This is a genomic window from Rubeoparvulum massiliense, assembly GCF_001049895.1.
Taxonomy (GTDB): Bacteria; Bacillota; Bacilli; order Rubeoparvulales; family Rubeoparvulaceae; genus Rubeoparvulum; species Rubeoparvulum massiliense.
This window is the reverse complement of the sequence record NZ_CVPE01000006.1, coordinates 1,214,179-1,233,124: the sequence shown is the minus strand read 5'-3', so window position 1 is coordinate 1,233,124 and position 18,946 is coordinate 1,214,179. Positions and strand designations below refer to the sequence as shown.

Below are 18,946 nucleotides of genomic sequence, written 5' to 3'. Positions count from 1 at the left end.
GTGCAGCAATGCATGGAGCTGACGGATACTAATCGATCGAGGGCTTAACCAAATATTTCACTTTATTATGGATCGTGAATGTGATACAATTCATTTCGTCTTCAGTTTTGAGAGAATGAACTTCTCTCTGTAAGAGCTATTTCATATGCCTTTCGCTTACGGCAACCGAAGGTTGCAAAGTCGCTCAAGGCAAAATGAAATACGCTCAGTACCTTCATGAAGTGCTTAAGGGCCTTAGAAGGTAAGGAACCGAAGGTTCCTAAAAAATTTACTGATATCTATTCGTTTGTCAGAGCCCGACACGGCAACTTGTTGCAGGAGGGCGAGACAAAGGAATTGATATAAGCTGTCTGGTGATGATTGCAGAAGGGTCACACGCGTTCCCATCCCGAACACGACCGTTAAGCCTTCTCACGCCGAGGGTACTTGGACCGCAGGGTCCTGGGAGAGTAGGTCGTTGCCAGGCAGTTTTTATTATCCATACATAAGATCAAAGAGCAGGAGCCATTTCCATTAGTGGAATGGCTTCTTTTATAGCTTTATGGAATAGTCGAGAACACTCGTGGCTTTAGACATGAGAGGTTCAACTATCCTCCAACATCCCTAGAATTGGTTTTCTTCAACTACTTTCGATAAATTAATGACGTATGCGAGTAAATACATTATAATAGGAAGAAAATAATAGTACTATTGACTAGGATAGGACAAAAATAATTTGAAAAACGAAAGGACATTAGAATGGCCATCATCTTAATTACTGATAGTAGCAATGACTTACCAAAAACAATGTTGCAGGAGCAGGACATTCGGGTTGTTCCACTAAAAGTTTATTTTGGCGATGAAGAATACATTGATCAGGTGACAATTTCCAACCAAGAATTTTATAGTAAGATGCACAATTTTCCCGTATTACCACGTACGGCAAGTCCAGCTCCTCATCACTTTATGGAAGAATTTTTAAAAACTAATAATGATGATCAAATCATACTTATAACAGTATCGGATAAATTAAGTAGCACATATGAACATGCTTGTTTGGCACGAACCATGTTTCAAGAAGAACGTCCCAATCAACAGATTGAAATTATTGATTCAAAAACAGCCTCCGTTGGCTTAGGCAATATCGTCTTACGTGTAGCTGAGAAACGGAATGAAGGTGTATCCTTTGCTGAGTTAGTAGCATATGCTCGGGAACAGGCTGAGAAGATACGCACATACTTTGTTCTGGATACACTAGAGAATGTGATTAAGGGTGGGCGGTTAGATAAAATAAAAGGTAGGTTAGCGGAATTCCTTTCGATTAAGCTGATTATGTTTGCAGATGAGGGGAAGATTGAACTTCATGAAAAGGTACGTACATCAAAGCGTGCTATTTCTAAATTGATAAATTTAATTGGAGAGCTTACACAGGATAAATACCAATTCCTTGTTGGTGTTGCCCATAGTAACTGTAAGGAAAAGGGCGAAGAAATTAAGCACACCATTGAAGAACTTTATCAGGATCGAAAGCTCAAAGTATTTCTCACCGAGATGGGCGCAACGATTGGTACTTATGCCGGTGAAGGTGGTATTGTAATCTCTTTTAGCTAATAAGCTGAATATGGATGTAGAAGAAACGCACTGTTCCCAGATGGAGCAGTGCGTTTTTTTTACAGCGAGGATTCGGTATTCATCATATGATGTGCGGTTTTCGTCAGCCGCTCTAACATAAAGCGACCAAGTTCCTCATCCAATAAACCAACTTCTTTCATCGCCTCTTGCATACATTGAAGCCATGCCTCTGCACGTTCTGGCGTAATCGGGAAAGGCAGATGACGAGCTCGTAGCATCGGGGCACCAAACTCTAAAGAGTAAAGGGCAGGTCCACCAAAGAATTGAGTTAGAAATAGCTTTTGCTTACGAGCTGTTTCTGTTAAATCTGCTGGAAATATTGGCGCAAGCAGCGGATGCTTCGAAACATGATGATAAAAATGATCCACCAGCTCATGTAGTCGTTGCTCACCGATAGCTGGATAGAGTAAGAAATGGTCCAAGGGAATACCTCCAGAATATTTCATCTTTTACCCAATATGTTAGCACAGACTTAATCAAATCGGAAATTTGAACACTCCATTACGAAAAACTCCTGTTTTATGCTTCCAGAGAATTGTGCTTCTTTTCCTTGCATTCTCTTGAAGGGCAACGTAATATATTTGTATTAACATATAAATATACAGGTGTCTTTACACCAATAATGAGCTAGGAGAAAAGGGGAAGTTAAGAAGATGAAAGCATTCCTAAAGCGTAAGAATATCCAATTTAGTGTGGAACGTTATTTGATAACAGCATTGAACTATATGGCGATGGGGCTATTTTCATCCTTAATTATCGGCTTAATATTGAAGGTAATTGGACAGCAATTAGGTATCGATGGCTTAGTCCAGATTGGAATTGAAGCAGGGAAGAAAGAGATCTATGGTGCAGCAATCGGGGTTGCAGTTGCATATGGATTACAATCTCCACCACTCGTACTATTTGCCTCCGTCTTAACAGGCGCATGGGGTGCCTCCTTTGGTGGTCCAGCTGGTGCATTTATGGGTGCTGTCTTTGGTGCTGAATTTGGTAAGATGATCTCTAAAGAGACGAAGCTAGATATTATTCTAACACCGATGATTACCATCATCGCTGGAGTTGGAGCTGCCCAATTGATTGGACCAGGAATCGATGCATCCCTACGTTGGTTTGGTGATGTAATCGTCCAAGCTACAGAGCTGAGACCAATCATGATGGGAATTGCTGTGGCAACATTAATGGGGTTAGCACTTACTGCTCCTATCTCTAGTGCAGCGATTGCGATTATGATGGATCTTCATGGCCTAGCAGCCGGTGCTGCTACAGTGGGATGTGCAGCACAGATGATCGGGTTTGCGGTTATTAGTTATCGAGATAATGGAATTGGTGGGTTTTTAGCACAAGCTGTAGGGACTTCCATGCTGCAGATCTCCAATATTATTCGGAATCCTATTGTGCTTATTCCCCCTACCTTGGCTGGTGCCATTTTAGGACCACTTGCGACAACCTTATTCCAGATGACCAATGTAAAAGAAGGAGCAGGGATGGGAACGTCTGGCTTCGTAGGTCAAGTGACCACTTTTCAAGCTATGGGCTTTAGTGGAGATGTACTTCTCTCTATTCTCTTACTGCATTTTATCCTACCTGGAGTGCTCGCATATTTGATTTACTATCCATTGCGTAAACGTGGTTTTATTAAAGCAGGAGATTTACGCCTCAACAATTAAGGAGCAGCTCATTGATTAGGGACAGGATCATCATTTGACCTTGCATCAATAAATCGATTACAATAAATGATAGATATCTAGCTAACATCACGCTTTTTACTTCAATGATGCTGTCAATTAGCTAATGTCATCGTGATAAAGTATACGGAAAGAATGAAGGGATCTCATGTGGAAAAAACCTTGGAAATTCTCCGACGCTTTGGTACATTTATCTATACAAAAGATCAGTGGGTAGACTTAGATTTGATGGAAGCAGATATTCGCGGGGCCTATCAGATGAAAATGATTGACGAGAAGGATTTCCGTCTCGCTTTGCATGAAATCCGCGAACGACGCATACAGTTAAAAGGAAGGGCAAATGGACATGGTACTACCACTCCGTAGGGTGGTAGTTTTTTTACCGTTTGCAGTGGAATACCCAAGTGTAAGGAAAACGTACGAAATTCTGAACAGACTCACCGCAAAAGTATGATACGCTAAAATAAAGAATCCCATCCTTATGATAAAATGTGAGGGGCGGTACTATGCGTTATGTATCTCTTGAGATGGTGGAACCAGGTGATCAGTTAGGTAAGAGTATCTTTTCCAATGATGGACGTGCTCTTTTGAATCAAGGTGTACAACTCACGGTCGGCATGATCAATCAATTGCGTCGTGTCGGTGTAACCATGTTATATATACAGGATGAACGTTTTGAGGATATCAAGCTGGAGGATATGGTGGCTGAAGAGACCCGTCGTGAAACGCTAACTTCCATGGGTGAAGTGGTTCAATGCGTCCAACAGGGTCAAGACTTCAATGCCAATCGTATCATGGAGCAGGTTCGAAAAATCATCGATCAGATTGTGGTCAATAAAAAATTTTTGATGGATATTCATGATATTCGAACCGTTGATAATCATCTCTTTTTACATTCATTGAATGTTTGTATGATGTCGCTCTTGATCGGAGCACATCTTCAGTTATCCCAGCATCAGCTAGAGGAATTGGCCATTGGAGCCCTCTTCCATGACCTAGGCAAATTGATCGTTGAAGAGTCAGAGGAAGAACGAAAAGTATCGATGACCAATACTCAGGATCATACATGGAAGGGTTTTAATATCTTAAAAAAGAAGCATGAATTGAGTCTCCTATCTGCTCACGTCGCTTTGCAGCATCATGAATTTTTAGATGGTAGCGGTTACCCACGGGGACTAAGCGGTGATGAGATCCATGAATTTGCACGAATTGTGGCAGTTACCAATTTATATGATAATTTAATTTCGCCATTTGATGGTGAGCGTCCCTATGCACCGTATGAAGCGGCAGAGATCCTCATGGGATACGCAGAGAAAAAGTTAGATTACGAGATCGTCTGGCAATTCTTACGCTCTGTGGCTATTTATCCAACAGGCAGCTCGTTAAAACTAAGTAATGGCAAGGTGGGGGTTGTGGTGGACCAACATTTAGGTCTACCAGCACGTCCAGTAGTTCGAATTATCTCCTCCTCCGAAGATGAAGAGGTAGAAATTGAAGAGATCGATCTATCTAAACAAACCACCATTATGATTGAAAAGATGCTATAGCAGGAATGGAAGAATGGGTGAAGCTGAATGAGTATTAAGGAATGGTTCGAACGCTTACGTCAACGATTTTTTAGTGAAAAGGAAGAAGAGGACAACTCTTCTACTATCATGGATGAAGTAGCATGGACGCAAGCAGATGAGGATGGAGCCAATTTTCAATATGCCTCTTCTTCAACAATTGGAGAAGAGGTTGAAATGCGTGTGGCATATTTATATCCTTCACGTTCTTCACGAACTGAAGATATTGTGGATCCACATGCCCGTAAGGAAAGGTCAATCAAGCAGGTATCTTCCAAACCCAAAAAGTCAGAACCTCCTATTCATCTAGAACAACAGCCTGTTGAACAAGCAGATGGTGGACAAAAGGAGCAACAAAAAAAGAAAAAACCATTTCAATTAACAAGGGTGCCTTCTGCAATCTACGGATTTAACTCACACCCGGTTCAAGCAGAAACTCCCCCTACTCCTATGTCTGAGCCTGAGTCCAGTTTACAAGAGGCTCAAACAACGAAGGAACTAACATATTTACCCGAGGTCGCTGAGGAACGGACAGATTTACCTGAAATCACTAAGGTATTGATTGATTTACCTGAAAAGAATGAGGATCTACATGAAGAATCAACCTTGAATGACCAAAATGAACTCACTATCGATAAGACTGAAGTAGAGCTCGAAGAGAAGCAGATGAAAGCCTCGATATTCAAAGCAGAAGCACCTCATATACATATTCCAGACGTGGTGAAGCAGGACAGCGTCAAGCCTGTCATGAAACAAACTCTTGAAGCAATTGATCGTGAGGGGCAGCTTCCCTCACTCTCATTACTCATCGATCCACCACCACCCTCACCACAAGATGAGGGTTATATAGAAGAACGAATGGAGATGCTTCAGCAAACGCTCCAACAGTTCAATGTGGACGCTGAGGTTCGCGGAACAACGCAAGGACCTACCGTGACACGCTTCGAGGTCTATCCTGGTCCTGGGGTCAAGGTGAATAAAATTACCAACCTGGCTGATGATATCCAACTGAGCATGGCTGTGGAGGATATTCGGATGGAAGCACCTATTCCTGGCAAGTCGGCCATCGGAATTGAGGTGCCAAATCGGAAACGGGAGGCAGTATGGCTTCGACCACTTCTCACCCATGAAGCCATGGTCAATGCGCCGCTCCTCACCTGTCCATTGGGCTTAGATATTGGTGGCGATCTGGTCACCATGGATTTACAAAAGATGCCTCATGGATTAATCGCCGGTTCTACAGGCTCTGGGAAGAGTGTCTGTATCAATTCCATTATTGTGAGTCTCCTCTACCGTGCTACCGCAGATGAGGTGAAAATGCTCCTCATTGATCCTAAAATGGTGGAATTTGCTGCCTACGATGACATTCCGCACTTAGTCACACCAGTCGTTAATGATGTGAAAGAGGCTACACAGGCTTTAGCTTGGGCAGTGCAAGAGATGGAGCGACGGTATGAGGAATTCGCCAATGTAGGTGTCCGTGATATTCAGCGTTATAATGAATGGATGCAACAACAGGAGCCTGAGCGCTCCACTCCAGCCATGCCCTATTTAGTGATCATCATCGATGAATTGGCTGACCTGATGATGGTTGCACCAGCAGATGTGGAGGAGTCCATTGCAAGGCTTGCTCAAAAGGCACGGGCTTGTGGCATTCATCTCTTGGTGGCAACACAACGTCCTTCGGTGGATGTAATAACCGGTTTAATCAAGGCCAATATTCCTACACGAATTGCCTTTTCAGTCTCTGCTCAGACAGATTCACGGACCATCCTGGATATGGCAGGGGCAGATAAACTATTGGGGCGAGGCGATATGCTTTACTTACCCAATGGAAGTTCCAAGCCCATTCGCTTACAGGGAGCCTATCTGATGGATGAGGAGATCGAGCGGGTTACAGAATACATTAAGGCACGACGTAGACCGCAATTCCTTTTCGATCGTGAGCTATTACAGCGGGAGATTGCCCAGGAGGGAGAGGATGAGCTCTTCCCTGATGCGGTGAAGTTTGTCATGGAGGCAGGTCAGGCTTCAACGTCTGCATTGCAGCGTCGCTTTCGGATTGGCTATAATCGAGCAGCACGCCTCATCGATATGATGGAGGATCAAGGCTTTATCTCAGCATCGGCAGGGAGTAAGCCACGGACCGTCTTAATTAGTAATGAGGAGTATGAAGAGTACTTTTCATTAGGCTAAAAGTTAAGATCATTATAAGTAACACTACTCAGATCAAAGGGAGTGCAAGGCGATCATCAAGCAATGATTGCCTTACACTCCCTTTTTGTTTCAGTCTATTGCGACGTGATTCTATTGTTCTATTGTTGTTGGGTTACAGCCCGATTAGCTTCCGATACAAGCTCAATGCCTCATCAGGATCGGTGATCCCATGAAGCAGTACACGGCCATCCTGAAAGACGGTGAGGGTAAGTCCTGCATACTCTGTGGGCTTAAATTGTAGAAAGTGGGGAGTGCGATGGATGGATCCACTCTCCTGTAGACGTTCCTCAAGCTGGGTAAAATTTAACTGCTGACGATGTGGCACACGAATTTGCACCGTGTCTCGACCACAGAGCACCGAGGTGATAGGCTGGTTCATTCGATTATCTAAGAAGTGGAAATGGTGCTTACCACAGCATGGACAATCCACTTTTTTTTGCTTCGTTGTATCCATCTGATAGTGGAGGCCATACCAAGGATCCACATGCAAGAGCTGAGAACGAATCGTCTCCACATGTCCCGTGAGAATCTTCATCGCCTCCGTCATTTGATAGGCGGTGACAATCTGAATAATGGGGGAGATCACTCCCGCTGTATCACAGGTATCAATGGAGGCTACCGGTGCTTGCGGGAATAAGCACTGAAAGCATGGCGTAACACCTGGAATGATGGTGGCTACTGCCCCTTGGGAGCGGACGGCTGCACCATAGATCCAGGGGATATGATGTTTAACCGCTACATCATTAATCAGGTAACGGGTCGCGAAGTTATCGGTACCATCGAGAATTAAATCACAGTCTTGGAGAAGGTCATCGGCATTCTCAGCATTTAGATCAGAGACATGGGCTTCGATGGTAATTTCTGAGTTAATCGCTTTAAGATGTTCTTGAGCAGCTACGGCCTTCGGCAATTGCTCCTTGACGTCCTCTTCTGTATAGAGAATTTGTCGTTGAAGATTGGTCAGCTCCACCACATCGCGATCCACTAGCACAAGATGACCAATGCCAGCTCGTGCCGCCATCTGTGCTAGAGATGCTCCGAGAGCTCCTAGACCGATAATGGCTACCTTTTTGGATTGGAGCAGGCGTTGCCCTTCCCCACCAATGGGAGCAAAGAGTGCCTGGCGATGATAGCGATCAGTCATGCTTGTCGCCTGCTTCCCGTTTTTCGGTAACGAAGCGATACACTTCTTCAGGCAGTGGTTCTGTAGGCTTCCAAGGCCCTTCTTGAGCACCTTGCCATTCAGTTCCATCCTCCCATTGCTCTTTCTTCCAGACGGGCACCATCTGCTTCACGCGCTCAATGGCATACTTACATGCTTCAAATGCGGCTTGACGGTGAGGGGTAGAGACGGCGATAATGACAGCAATCTCTTCAATGTTGAGATGACCGATCCGATGGGCCATGGAGATCTTGGCTCCAGGCCACTTTTCAGCAATCTCTGCTTGGATCTGTTCCAGCTTTTTCACAGCCATTGGAACATAAGAGTCATACTCTAAGTGAAGGGTACGGAGACCATGGGTGATTTCCCGAACCGTCCCAATAAAGGTCACAATGGCTCCAGCATTTCGACTGGCTACATTGGATAAGAAATGTTCAACTTGGAGCGGCTCATTAGCAATGTAGATGGTTCCATCGTGATTGCTACCAACGATACCAGCAGGCTTAGTTTTCTCTCCACCGCTGACAGGTGGAAGGAAGGCGATCTCATCACCATCATGGAGGATATGTTGTGGCTCAGCATATTCATGGTTCACGGAAGCAACTGCTTCTGTAAGCACATCCTTCAGAGCTGGATACAGTTGAATCAGTTCTTCTTGTAACTGATTAACATACGCCCCTTCAGGTAATGAAAGCACCATTTGGGGAGACTGGGCAATATCGGCTAACTTGGCAAATAACAAAACTGTAACTTTCATTCCCAACACCTCATAAGTTCATGTGGTATAATGTGAATATTATTAAAAGATTCATTATCAGCGTAACACAATCTAGTGATTTTATCAGTGTTATTTTTGGTAAAGATGTGAACATCGAAGTGACCACATGTGAAGGATGTGAGAGATCATGGCTCTTATTGACCGCTTTGGACGAAAACATGATTATCTACGGATCAGTGTTACAGATCGCTGTAACCTACGTTGTGTATACTGCATGCCCCCTGAGGGTGTGCCATTCGTCCCTCACTCTGAAATTCTAAGCTATGAACAGATTACTGAAGTGGTACGGGTCGGTGCCAAGCTCGGGATTCGTCGCCTTCGTTTAACAGGAGGAGAACCGCTCGTCCGTAAAGATATTGAGAAACTGGTTTCCCAGCTTGCAGCCATTGAAGGCATTGAAGATATCGCTTTGACCACCAATGGTATCTTCTTAGCGAAAAAAGCACAAGCCCTCAAGGAGGCTGGGGTCACTCGGATCAATCTCAGTCTTGATACTATGGATCCTGAGAAATTCGCCATGGTCACTCGTGGCGGTGATGTGAAGCGGGTATTGGATGCACTCCATACCAGCATCGCCGTTGGCTTCTCACCTATTAAGTTAAATGTGGTGCTAATGAAGGGTGTCAATGATAATGAAGTAGCAGACTTCTTGAAGTTGAGCATGGAGCATCCCATTCAAGTGCGTTTTATCGAATATATGCCCATTGGACATGAGAATGATGAATGGCGTACGAAGTATCTGCCCCTCACCCATGTGCATACCATCTGTGACCAGTTAGGCGTTCCCTATGGTCCAACGGATTTAGTCTATGGGAATGGGCCAGCAGAGAACTTCCGCTTTGAAGGAGCCAAGGGGAGCTTTGGCTTAATTCATCCAGTGAGTGAGCATTTCTGTAGTAACTGTAATCGTCTCCGTCTTACTGCAGATGGTTTTCTGAAGCCTTGCCTATACTGGGATGAGGAACTCAATGTGAAGAGAGCTCTTGGCGATGAAGAAGCATTAACTCAGCTTTTCAATAAAGCATTGGAAGTGAAGCCAGAGAATCATGAAATGGCTAATGCCCTCAATCATGAAGCAAAGAGTCACAAACCAACGACACGACGGATGTCCCAGATTGGAGGCTAATGGAGATGGATCAGCATGATGTATTAACCCATTTTAATGAACAGCAACGGGCGAAGATGGTGGATGTATCGGATAAAGCGGAGACAGCACGAGTTGCTGTCTCCGTGAGTCAGGTGCAGATGCAGCCTGAGACATTAGAACGAATTCTTGCTGGCACTGTGAAAAAGGGTGATGTTCTCGCAGTTGCGCAAGTGGCTGGCATCATGGCAGCGAAGCGAACTTCTGATCTGATCCCCATGTGTCATCCCCTGGCTCTCACTGGTGTGGATATCCGCTTCTGGAATAATGAAAAGGATACGATCTTTTTCGAAGTAACGGTGAAAACAACAGGGAAAACAGGCGTGGAGATGGAGGCTTTAACGGCTGCACAGGTAGTGGGATTAACCATCTATGATATGTGTAAAGCCATGGATAAGGCCATGATCCTAGGCCCCACTCATTTACTGAAAAAAAGCGGTGGTAAGAGTGGAGATTTTACCTTTCCTGGGACATCTCCCCTACAATTGAATCAGAATTGATTTTTTTAATACCACAGGGTATAATACCTATTACAATCATGAAGTAAAAGGATCATTGATGAGAGGGAGAGTAGCCTTTACACCAGTGCTTAGCGAGACAGGGATGGTGAGAGCCTGTTATTGGTCCAAGGTGAAGCGCACCCTTGAAATGTATGGCAGAAGATGGAGACATTGTGTAAGCCATACCGGCTCAGGCCGTTATCCTGTAAGTGTTCATCTTCATTCGAGTTTTCCATTTCGGGAGAACGTATCGAGAATTAGGGTGTTCAGTAGAGTGGTACCGCGAGCTATACCTCGTCTCTGCAAGGAGACGGGGTTTTTTTATTTCAATTTTTGGAGGGACAAAGATGCTTAAAGAGAAGGTTGTTCAATTACTTGAAGCCCAGGTTTCCATAGAGCCAGACAAGATCATGGGTCTACTGGAAACACCGCCAAACCGTGAGCTTGGTGACGTTGCATTTCCTTGTTTTATCTTAGCAAAGCAGTTGAAAAAGGCTCCAGCCGTTATCGCGCAGGAGCTAGCCAATGAGCTTCATGATCCATTGTTTACGAAGGTGGAAGCCAATGGGCCCTATCTCAATTTCTTTGTAGATCGGAACCAATATGCGATTCAAATCATGGAGGATGCGCGGGCAGGTAAGCTTCTCCATTCCATTGGCGAAGGGAAGCCCATGATTGTAGAGTATTCTTCTCCCAATATTGCGAAGCCATTTACCCTTGCTCATATCCGTTCGACGATGATCGGCCAGGCATTAAAGAATATCTATGGAACGATGGGGTATGAAGCCATCGGTATCAACCACTTGGGTGACTGGGGAACCCAGTTCGGGAAGCTTATCTCTGCCTATCTCCGTTGGGGTGAAGAGGAGAAGGTTGTGGCCAACCCGATTCCAGAATTACTTCGTCTCTATGTGAAATTCCATGAAGAGGTGGAGCTACACCCTGAATTAAATCTGGAGGATGAAGGCCGTGCTTGGTTCCATCGTCTTGAGCAGGGGGATGAAGAAGCTCATCGTCTCTGGCAATGGTTCGTTTCTGAAAGCCTGAAAGAGTTTAATCGGATGTACGAGAAGCTCAATGTGCATATTGACCACTTCTGGGGTGAGAGCTACTACCAGAACCAAATGGATCGGGTCTTCAATGAACTGAAGGAAAAGGATCTCCTCGTTGAGAGTAAAGGTGCCCTTGTGGTAGAAGTGAGTGAAGAGATTCCACCCTGTATCGTGCTGAAGAATGATGGAAGCACGATCTATGCAACACGGGATATTGCAGCGGCCATCTATCGGTATGAGAAGTTCCATCCAGAGCAGATTCTCTACGTAGTGGATGCGCGTCAAAGCCTACACTTCCAACAGGTTTTCGGTGTGATTGAGAAGATGGGCTATGAATGGGCGAAGCAGTGTAAGCATATTGCCTTCGGGCTCATGAAGATTGAAGGAGAGAGCATGTCCACTCGGAAAGGGAAGGCGGTTCTCCTTGAAGATGTACTCGATGAAGCTATCTCTAAGGTAAAGAATATTATTGACGAGAAGAATCCTGACCTCCCCAATAAGGAGCAAGTGGCAGAATGGGTGGGCGTTGGTGCCATTGTCTTCAATGACCTGAAGAACTACTATGCTCATAATGTGAACTTCCAATGGGACGAAGCGCTCAACTTCGATGGCGAGACAGGTCCCTATGTTCAATACACCTATGCACGGATGCAGAGTGTATTACGGAAGGCCACGGTCGAGTGGAAAGAAGCACCTCTACAAGCACATCCTGCGTTCCAAACGCCGGTGGCATGGGATCTCCTATTCCACCTGACCAAATATCAGGAAGCCATGGAGCGGGCAGCAGAAAAATATGATCCATCGCAGGTAGCACGGTTTGTCCTCGATCTATGTGCCTTGTTCAATCGCTATTATAATCAAGAGCGGTTATTGGTGGATGATCCAGCGGAACAGATTGCGAAGCTCCAATTGGTGGATGCAGCTGCACGGGTATTGAAACATGGGTTGGAAGTGCTCACACTTCGGACACCAGAGCAGATCTAATGAAGATGGTTCCAGAGGAGAAGCTGATGCTGGTGGACGGCATGTCCCTGTTGTTCCGCGGATTTTATGCCACGGGCATTCATGGAAACTTCATGTTCAACCCACAAGGTGTTCCCACCAATGGTCTCTTTGGCTTTATGCAATACTTATTGGACGCAGTTCAACAGTATGAGCCAAGCCATGTGATCTGTTGCTGGGATACACCTCAGCCCACCTTTCGGCATCAATTATATACAGAGTACAAGGCGAATCGGGGAGAACCACCCCTTGAATTGCTCCCTCAGTTTACCCTGGTTCAACCGCTGGTGGAGCAATTGGGGATTCTGAATATGGAGAAGCCAGGCTTTGAAGCAGATGACCTCATTGGGACGCTGTCAGCTAATTATGGGCAGGATATGGAGGTCCAAATCTTGACCTCTGACCGGGATAGCCTTCAATTGATCGATGAGCAAGTACATGCCATTATCATGAAGCGAGGCTTTGCTAATTATAAGCGTTATACCATAGAAGCATTGCAAGAGGAAGTGGGATTACAGCCTGCTCAGATCATTGATCTCAAGGCCTTGATGGGCGATGCAAGCGATAATTACCCAGGTGTTCGAGGTGTTGGCGAGAAGACCGCTTTAAAGCTACTCACACAATTCCACTCCATCGATCACTTGTTAGCAAACCTTGATGAGGTCTCAAAAGGGGTTCGTCAGAAGATTGAACAGGATCTAGAGATGCTCCAGCTCTCCCGTCAATTAGCTACCATTAAATGTGATATTCCACTCTCAGTTCAGCTGGAAGAAGCACGTTGGCAAGGGGAGTATATGGAGATGGATCGCAATACGCTCTGGCGATTATTACAGGAAATCCCCAATGCACAAGTCTGATGGAGAAGTTGGAACGACAAGAATGAAATGAAAGAGATTCGATAAAAAGCTCTTCAGTGCATCATCCACTGAAGAGCTTTTTGCATGGTTTAGGCATGATCTGTTGGAAACTCCATCGATACCATATCATCGCAATGGCATATCGCCTGTTATTTCGATGAAACAGAATATTGGTTGAACATCATGTGGAAACTAAGGCCAAGGAGCAAAGGCTATCCATCAAGGGCAGGAGGTGTATCACATGGCGTGGATGAGTTGTTGGAAGAAGAGCCTAGGCGGATTCATCTGTAGACCGCAATGGATATTGATATCTCTCCTTCTGATTCTTTTACTCTCCATACAAGTAAAAGCGGTAGAAGAAGGTGTGATCATTCATGTGAACCGGAAACAGAATTTGCTCACAGTCTACATGAATGAAGTACCGATCTACCGCTTTCTTGTTGCCACCGGGAGACCAGGCCATCCCACTCCTGCGGGACAGTTTACCATTACGACGAAGGTATATCATCCCTGGTATCTACCGAAGAATATCCCAGGCGGTTCTGCCAAAAATCCACTAGGTACACGCTGGTTAGGCTTAAGTGTACCTGGAACAGGCGGATACAAGTATGGTATTCATGGCACCAATCGGAATGATCTCTTAGGCAATCCTGTCTCCACCGGTTGTATCCGCATGCGCAATCAGGATGTAGAGTTCCTCTTTCGCCATCTCCCCATTGGGACGAAGGTGATTATTGAGTAATTCTCTCAAGCCCTATTTTAAGTTTTCGGGATTTAAAATCTCTAATTCTGGAAGGACAAAGCGACCATCTTTACGGATCAAGACATCGTCGAAGTAGATTTCGCCACCACCATATTCAGGGCGTTGGATGCAGACTAGATCCCAATGGATCGCTGAGTTATTCCCATTGGGCGCCTCATCATAGGATTGACCAGGTGTGAAGTGGAAGCTTCCGTCAATCTTCTCATCGAAAAGAATATCTCCCATGGGATGTTGGACATAGGGATTCACACCAATGGCAAACTCTCCAATAAAGCGAGCACCTTCATCAGTATCCAAAATCTCGTTCAATAGCTTGGTGTTGTTGGAGGTTGCTTCAACCACCTTACCGTTTTCGAAACGTAGACGTACATTTTCAAAGACGAAGCCATGGTAAGGAGATGGTGCATTGTATTGTACAACACCGTTGACGGAGTCGCGAACAGGTGCTGTGTAAACTTCACCATCAGGAATATTCATATGACCAGAGCATTTAATCTTGGGGATATCCTTGATGGAGAAGGTGAGATCGGTACCATTTCCTTTGATATGTACCTTATCTGTACGATCCATTACTTTTACCAAGGCATCCATGGCTTTGTCCATCTTGCTGTAGTCGAGGGTACAGACTTGGAAATAGAAGTTTTCGAAGGCTTCAGTGCTCATCTTCGAGAGCTGTGCCATGGAATGGTTGGGGTAACGGAGAACGCACCATTTCGTGTGGGGTACGCGTTCCCGCGAGTGTACAGGGTGGTTATAGAATTTAGCCCAGATGTTGTTCTTTTCGCTCGGAACATCGGAGGTTTGGGAGACGTTTTTGGCAGCGCGTACGCCAATATAGGCGTCCATGGCCTTCATCCGTTCTAAGTCCCATTCTGCTTGCATCTTCGCTTGCTCTTCACTCATGCCGAGGAGGAGGCTACGTTGGACATTTTGGTCATAGAGATGTACGAAGGGTAGACCACCTGCTTCATAGGTAGCTTCTACCAAGGCTTTCACCATCTCTGCATCATGATCGAACATTTCGATCAAGATTTTTTCCCCTGGTTTCAGGGAGACAGAATAGTTAATTAAATTTTTTGCTAACTGCGTTAAGCGAGGATCTCGCATTATTCATCCATCCCTTTCCGTTGACAATGTTTTACGTTCCTATTGTATCAAATTGAAGAAGGAAAGGCGAAGGCGTAAAGAAAAAAAAGATGACGGAAGCCGTCATCCCATTTTGACGTACCCTCATTAGGGAATCTTTTCACCAGATGGGGTCTCGTATTCATTTTGAAAAAGATTCCCACTGCCATCATATGGGTAATTGCTGAATGGGGAACGGCGAGGGCCTATCCCATTCTGTATCAATCTTCAGAATACTGGTTATAGTAGTAAAGAATAACAAGATGGCTAATGAATAGGGGGAATCATCATGGCTTTACAGGAAACCAGTACAAGGATGCCCTTTCGCATTCCTTTAGGTGTGGAATTTAAGCCCATCGCATGGAAGGCAAGGTATCACATGGATTTCTCTGTTGCGTGTCTTTACTGTGGGAAGGAAGGGCTAGTAGGGTACGGAATCGAGAATCATGATGGCGCCCATGGACATGTGGTGGTATGTGAAGAGTGCAGGAAGACCAATGGGAATTACCATTGAGGCTTGAGGGTTTCTTTATTCGATGTGGAACAGGAGCACGAAGGGGTAAGCGATTTACGCTGAACCCATCGTGCTCGATTTTTTAAAATTTTCTTTAGGGACCCAACCTGTATCGTGATCATCAAGCTTTTCACACCACATCCAACCATTCAATTCCTTGCTGCCCACTACTTCATCACCAATATCCACATTCAATTCCTTTGCAGTATAGTCCGCGGTGAGTACGCCTAGCTCTCCATCTCGTTGCAGCAATTGCTCGGGCACCCACCCCTGTGCTGAATGGTCAAGCTTGATGCAGAAAACCCAGTTATTCCAGCCCTCTACACCAGCATAGCGTTCCCCAACAATGACTGAGTCCCCCTTTACTAAGGTAATGGGCTGGGGGTAATTACTCCGATGCTCTTTCACAACCTCGTAATGCATGAATATCTTCCTTCCTTTCAGTGAATTATCTGTGAACCTCCAATAATAATGATAACTGTTAAAGCGTAGCAGTAAAGTGGTCATAGCCATCGCTAGAATAAAAAGCTATAGATAATGCTAAAATCGGAATCGAGTAGATAAGCTATTCTAGCTAAAATAGACCAAAGTAAAGATCAGTCCAGAAATCGTCACGATGATCGATCCAATGGTCAGTGGATTGATGCGATATTTCTTCGCTGCATAGCTTGTAGGCATGATACCTGTTCGACTTAGAAGTTGGTCTTGACGTTGACCTGCTTCCTGCGATTCAGTAGAACTAAAGAAAAAAGTAATCGCAGTAAAGGCAACACCAATGAAAAACCAAAGATCAACAAAGGACATCTCTACAAAAAATGTAAATCCATAAATAATCCCTAGCTCAACGAGGATCACAATCAGAGTCGGAATAAGGAACTTCATAAATTAACTCCTCTCAAGGGGGCCTGCTCCCTTTTTCGTATACCTTCGGCAATGAGGTTAAAAGCAAGGATAATCAAGACGAATACTGCTGCGGGAATTAAAGCTAGCCAAGGTGCCTGTCTTACAATGATGAAACTAAAGTTCTGTGCTAATAAGCCAGCTAACTCATTGGTGATGGAGTAATAGATGATTAACCCTGGAGAAGATTCAACGAGGGTGCCACCTACAAAGATGTTGAAGATACCTAAATGTCCCATCAGCCAAAGGATATGGACAATTTCTGTAATTAATAGAGAGATTAAATAAGGTTTCATATGAGGAAAGATATGCTTTCGTAATAGATATAGCTTGCTAGCGCCTAAGATAAGTGCCCCCTCGACAAAGGGCTCTTGATTAATACGTTCTACGATCTTACTAATGGTATAGGCAATGATGGGTGCACCTACGCATGCATTGATGATGATGAAGATGATTAGCTTCGTGGTTATTGGAATCGCTTCATTGAACGTGATTCTTGCTAATAATGCAAATGAGATTAAAAATAAGGGAATTGCAGATAGTGTTGTAGCAATTTTTCGTAATACTTTTTGAATGAGACCTCCATTAATTCCTGTTAAGAGACCGATAGGTAGAGCGATGAGCATCCGTAAGAACAAAATGGCTAGAGCAACAAGGATCGTATATTTAATGCCGGAGATAACGAGATAAAATAAATCATATCCACCTCTTCCTGTTCCAAACCAATGCTCGAATGAAGGTTTTTGATACTCTTCATTCATTCGATGTGCATCTTCATCATGAGCGGGATGAAGAATTGAAAGGAAGGAGAGCACTAGTAAGACAACAAGGATGATGATTCCCATCACGATGGCAGAATTCTTTTTCATCATATCTGATAGTTCCTTTCGATCTTCTTTAGGAATCTTTCCGTGGTTTCTCTTATGACCAACCCGATTAGCCAGAAGACCATGATCATGATGATGAGACTTTTTTCACTTAATTTCGGGTAAAAATCAAAATAGAAAAAACTGATTCCTTTCGTATTAAAGAGTTGTTCCACAATGACCAAGTTAGAGATGACCATCATAAAAATGGTTGTAAAATTCGAAAAAATACGGGTAATCACATTGGCAAGCACATGTTTTATTAGTACTTCTACGCGATTTAGACCTTTACTATAGGCCAGAAGAATATAATCCTTGGCGTATACTTCCTGAATTCCTTCCATCGCAAAGCGAATGGTCAAGAACATGGGTAAGACAGACAAGGAGAGAACAGGTAATAGCCAAGCATCACCATGGAGGTTGGAGGAGATTGGTGATACAAAGCGAATCCCAGTCTTTTGATTGATGGTAATAAAGAGAACTTGTAAAAGTACAATGATGACAAAATCAGGAAACGAGATCAATAGAACGCTACTTCGATTTAGTATAGCCCTTGCTTTTTTCCCGAAGAGCGTAAAAATAAATGCAATCAAAATACCCATCCCTATTCCCAATAACAATCCTGGAATGAAGATCTTGGCACTTTTCAACATAAAGGGAAGGAGATCTTGGATGATGGAACGTTGGTTCACATCCCGCAAATATAAATCGATCGTCGGGTAATACGTTCCGAAGTCTCCCGTTAAAAGCTCTGAGAACATGCTCCAGCAGTTATGTAAGTAGTTTAGTGGCGTAAATGCCCCCTCTGCATTAAAGAACATTGTAGGGAGCAGAACAATCATGGTTATCCCGATCATGACAAGTAAAAAGTTGATAGCATTTCGAAATAAGGTCTTGAATAGATTAATAGCGATGATATTCACCTCTTCTGCTACCTGAAAAAATGCATAACATTTTGATCTGTTTTTTTCTTCCTTATCTTTGAAAAATCTTATTAATAAGGCTCTCATGTCTTACATCATAAGAGCCTTACTAATATATATGCCAAAAGAACTATGATAAAACTAACATAATGAATTGAAAGAAGATTACGTTTATTTTGAATTTGAACTGATGTTTGCTTCATGAGAAGTGTTACAAGTGAAAGTCCAACAAAAAATATTATAAATTTCATGATGAACTGATTTTTATAACCCTTATACACC

19 protein-coding genes, 1 rRNA gene and 1 other annotated feature are annotated in these 18,946 nt (G+C 44.1%); of the genes, 12 read left to right on the top strand and 8 right to left on the bottom strand.

Features of this window, described 5'->3' with window-relative positions; all coding sequences use genetic code 11:
• Positions 1–349: 349 nt before the first annotated feature.
• Positions 350–466: ribosomal RNA gene (gene rrf / locus BN1691_RS13775) — 5S ribosomal RNA — on the top strand.
• Positions 467–738: 272 nt separating this feature from the next.
• Positions 739–1,590 carry a DegV family protein gene (locus tag BN1691_RS13770; protein ID WP_048602725.1) on the top strand — a complete coding sequence of 284 codons (852 nt, stop codon included), beginning with the start codon at positions 739–741 and terminating at the stop codon, positions 1,588–1,590.
• 59 nt (positions 1,591–1,649) lie between these two features.
• Here BN1691_RS13770 and BN1691_RS13765 read toward each other — a convergent pair whose 3' ends face one another.
• A complete protein-coding gene (locus BN1691_RS13765; protein ID WP_048602724.1) occupies positions 1,650–2,057 on the bottom strand; it encodes a globin domain-containing protein in 408 nt (135 codons plus the stop codon).
• A 207-nt stretch (positions 2,058–2,264) separates the two neighbouring features.
• On the opposite strand from BN1691_RS13765, the gene BN1691_RS13760 reads away from it, so the two are divergent.
• The 4 genes from BN1691_RS13760 to BN1691_RS13745 all read left to right on the top strand — a co-directional run bounded on the left by BN1691_RS13760 (position 2,265) and on the right by BN1691_RS13745 (position 7,057).
• Positions 2,265–3,278, top strand: a complete 1,014-nt coding sequence (locus BN1691_RS13760) for a PTS sugar transporter subunit IIC (RefSeq protein ID WP_048602723.1) — start codon at positions 2,265–2,267, stop codon at positions 3,276–3,278.
• 168 nt (positions 3,279–3,446) lie between these two features.
• On the top strand, positions 3,447–3,662 hold the full coding sequence (locus BN1691_RS13755) for a YqgQ family protein (RefSeq protein ID WP_048602722.1): 216 nt from the start codon (positions 3,447–3,449) through the stop codon (positions 3,660–3,662).
• Between the two features lie 140 nt (positions 3,663–3,802).
• Positions 3,803–4,843 carry an HD-GYP domain-containing protein gene (locus BN1691_RS13750; protein ID WP_048602721.1) on the top strand — a complete coding sequence of 347 codons (1,041 nt, stop codon included), beginning with the start codon at positions 3,803–3,805 and terminating at the stop codon, positions 4,841–4,843.
• A 27-nt stretch (positions 4,844–4,870) separates the two neighbouring features.
• Entirely contained in the window at positions 4,871–7,057 is a 2,187-nt protein-coding gene (locus BN1691_RS13745; RefSeq protein ID WP_053083782.1) for a DNA translocase FtsK, read from the top strand.
• Positions 7,058–7,190: 133 nt separating this feature from the next.
• Here BN1691_RS13745 and BN1691_RS13740 read toward each other — a convergent pair whose 3' ends face one another.
• Both BN1691_RS13740 and BN1691_RS14920 read right to left on the bottom strand, forming a co-directional pair.
• On the bottom strand, positions 7,191–8,222 hold the full coding sequence (locus BN1691_RS13740) for a ThiF family adenylyltransferase (protein WP_048602720.1): 1,032 nt from the start codon (positions 8,220–8,222) through the stop codon (positions 7,191–7,193).
• A complete protein-coding gene (locus BN1691_RS14920; protein WP_048602719.1) occupies positions 8,215–8,997 on the bottom strand; it encodes a molybdenum cofactor biosynthesis protein MoaE in 783 nt (260 codons plus the stop codon). Before BN1691_RS14920 ends, BN1691_RS13740 begins: the two co-directional genes overlap by 8 nt.
• A 148-nt stretch (positions 8,998–9,145) precedes the next feature.
• Between BN1691_RS14920 and moaA the strand changes: the two genes are divergently transcribed.
• The 5 genes from moaA to BN1691_RS13710 all read left to right on the top strand — a co-directional run bounded on the left by moaA (position 9,146) and on the right by BN1691_RS13710 (position 14,315).
• The gene (gene moaA / locus BN1691_RS13730) at positions 9,146–10,144 is read left to right on the top strand and encodes a GTP 3',8-cyclase MoaA (RefSeq protein ID WP_048602718.1); all 999 of its coding nucleotides are present in this window, start codon (positions 9,146–9,148) and stop codon (positions 10,142–10,144) included.
• Positions 10,145–10,149: 5 nt separating this feature from the next.
• On the top strand, positions 10,150–10,662 hold the full coding sequence (gene moaC / locus BN1691_RS13725) for a cyclic pyranopterin monophosphate synthase MoaC (RefSeq protein WP_048602876.1): 513 nt from the start codon (positions 10,150–10,152) through the stop codon (positions 10,660–10,662).
• A gap of 49 nt (positions 10,663–10,711) precedes the next feature.
• Positions 10,712–10,967 (top strand) — a binding site (T-box leader).
• 42 nt (positions 10,968–11,009) lie between these two features.
• A complete protein-coding gene (argS, locus tag BN1691_RS13720) occupies positions 11,010–12,698 on the top strand; it encodes an arginine--tRNA ligase (protein ID WP_048602717.1) in 1,689 nt (562 codons plus the stop codon).
• Positions 12,698–13,573, top strand: a complete 876-nt coding sequence (locus BN1691_RS13715) for a 5'-3' exonuclease (protein ID WP_147545905.1) — start codon at positions 12,698–12,700, stop codon at positions 13,571–13,573. Before argS ends, BN1691_RS13715 begins: the two co-directional genes overlap by 1 nt.
• A gap of 241 nt (positions 13,574–13,814) precedes the next feature.
• The gene (locus BN1691_RS13710; RefSeq protein WP_082147177.1) at positions 13,815–14,315 is read left to right on the top strand and encodes a L,D-transpeptidase; all 501 of its coding nucleotides are present in this window, start codon (positions 13,815–13,817) and stop codon (positions 14,313–14,315) included.
• 12 nt (positions 14,316–14,327) lie between these two features.
• Here the strand turns inward: BN1691_RS13710 and BN1691_RS13705 are convergent, their stop codons facing one another.
• On the bottom strand, positions 14,328–15,443 hold the full coding sequence (locus BN1691_RS13705) for an aminopeptidase (protein WP_048602716.1): 1,116 nt from the start codon (positions 15,441–15,443) through the stop codon (positions 14,328–14,330).
• Between the two features lie 307 nt (positions 15,444–15,750).
• Between BN1691_RS13705 and BN1691_RS13700 the strand changes: the two genes are divergently transcribed.
• Positions 15,751–15,975, top strand: coding sequence for a hypothetical protein (locus BN1691_RS13700; RefSeq protein ID WP_048602715.1), 225 nt, complete (start codon positions 15,751–15,753; stop codon positions 15,973–15,975).
• A gap of 54 nt (positions 15,976–16,029) precedes the next feature.
• Here the strand turns inward: BN1691_RS13700 and BN1691_RS13695 are convergent, their stop codons facing one another.
• The 4 genes from BN1691_RS13695 to BN1691_RS13680 form a co-directional block, all read right to left on the bottom strand.
• Entirely contained in the window at positions 16,030–16,398 is a 369-nt protein-coding gene (locus tag BN1691_RS13695; RefSeq protein WP_048602714.1) for an SH3 domain-containing protein, read from the bottom strand.
• A 147-nt stretch (positions 16,399–16,545) separates the two neighbouring features.
• Positions 16,546–16,857, bottom strand: a complete 312-nt coding sequence (locus BN1691_RS13690; protein WP_048602713.1) for a hypothetical protein — start codon at positions 16,855–16,857, stop codon at positions 16,546–16,548.
• Complete coding sequence (locus BN1691_RS13685) at positions 16,854–17,747, bottom strand: ABC transporter permease (protein ID WP_048602712.1); 894 nt, start codon at positions 17,745–17,747, stop codon at positions 16,854–16,856. Before BN1691_RS13685 ends, BN1691_RS13690 begins: the two co-directional genes overlap by 4 nt.
• Complete coding sequence (locus BN1691_RS13680; protein ID WP_187116886.1) at positions 17,744–18,664, bottom strand: ABC transporter permease subunit; 921 nt, start codon at positions 18,662–18,664, stop codon at positions 17,744–17,746. Before BN1691_RS13680 ends, BN1691_RS13685 begins: the two co-directional genes overlap by 4 nt.
• Positions 18,665–18,946: the final 282 nt, after the last annotated feature.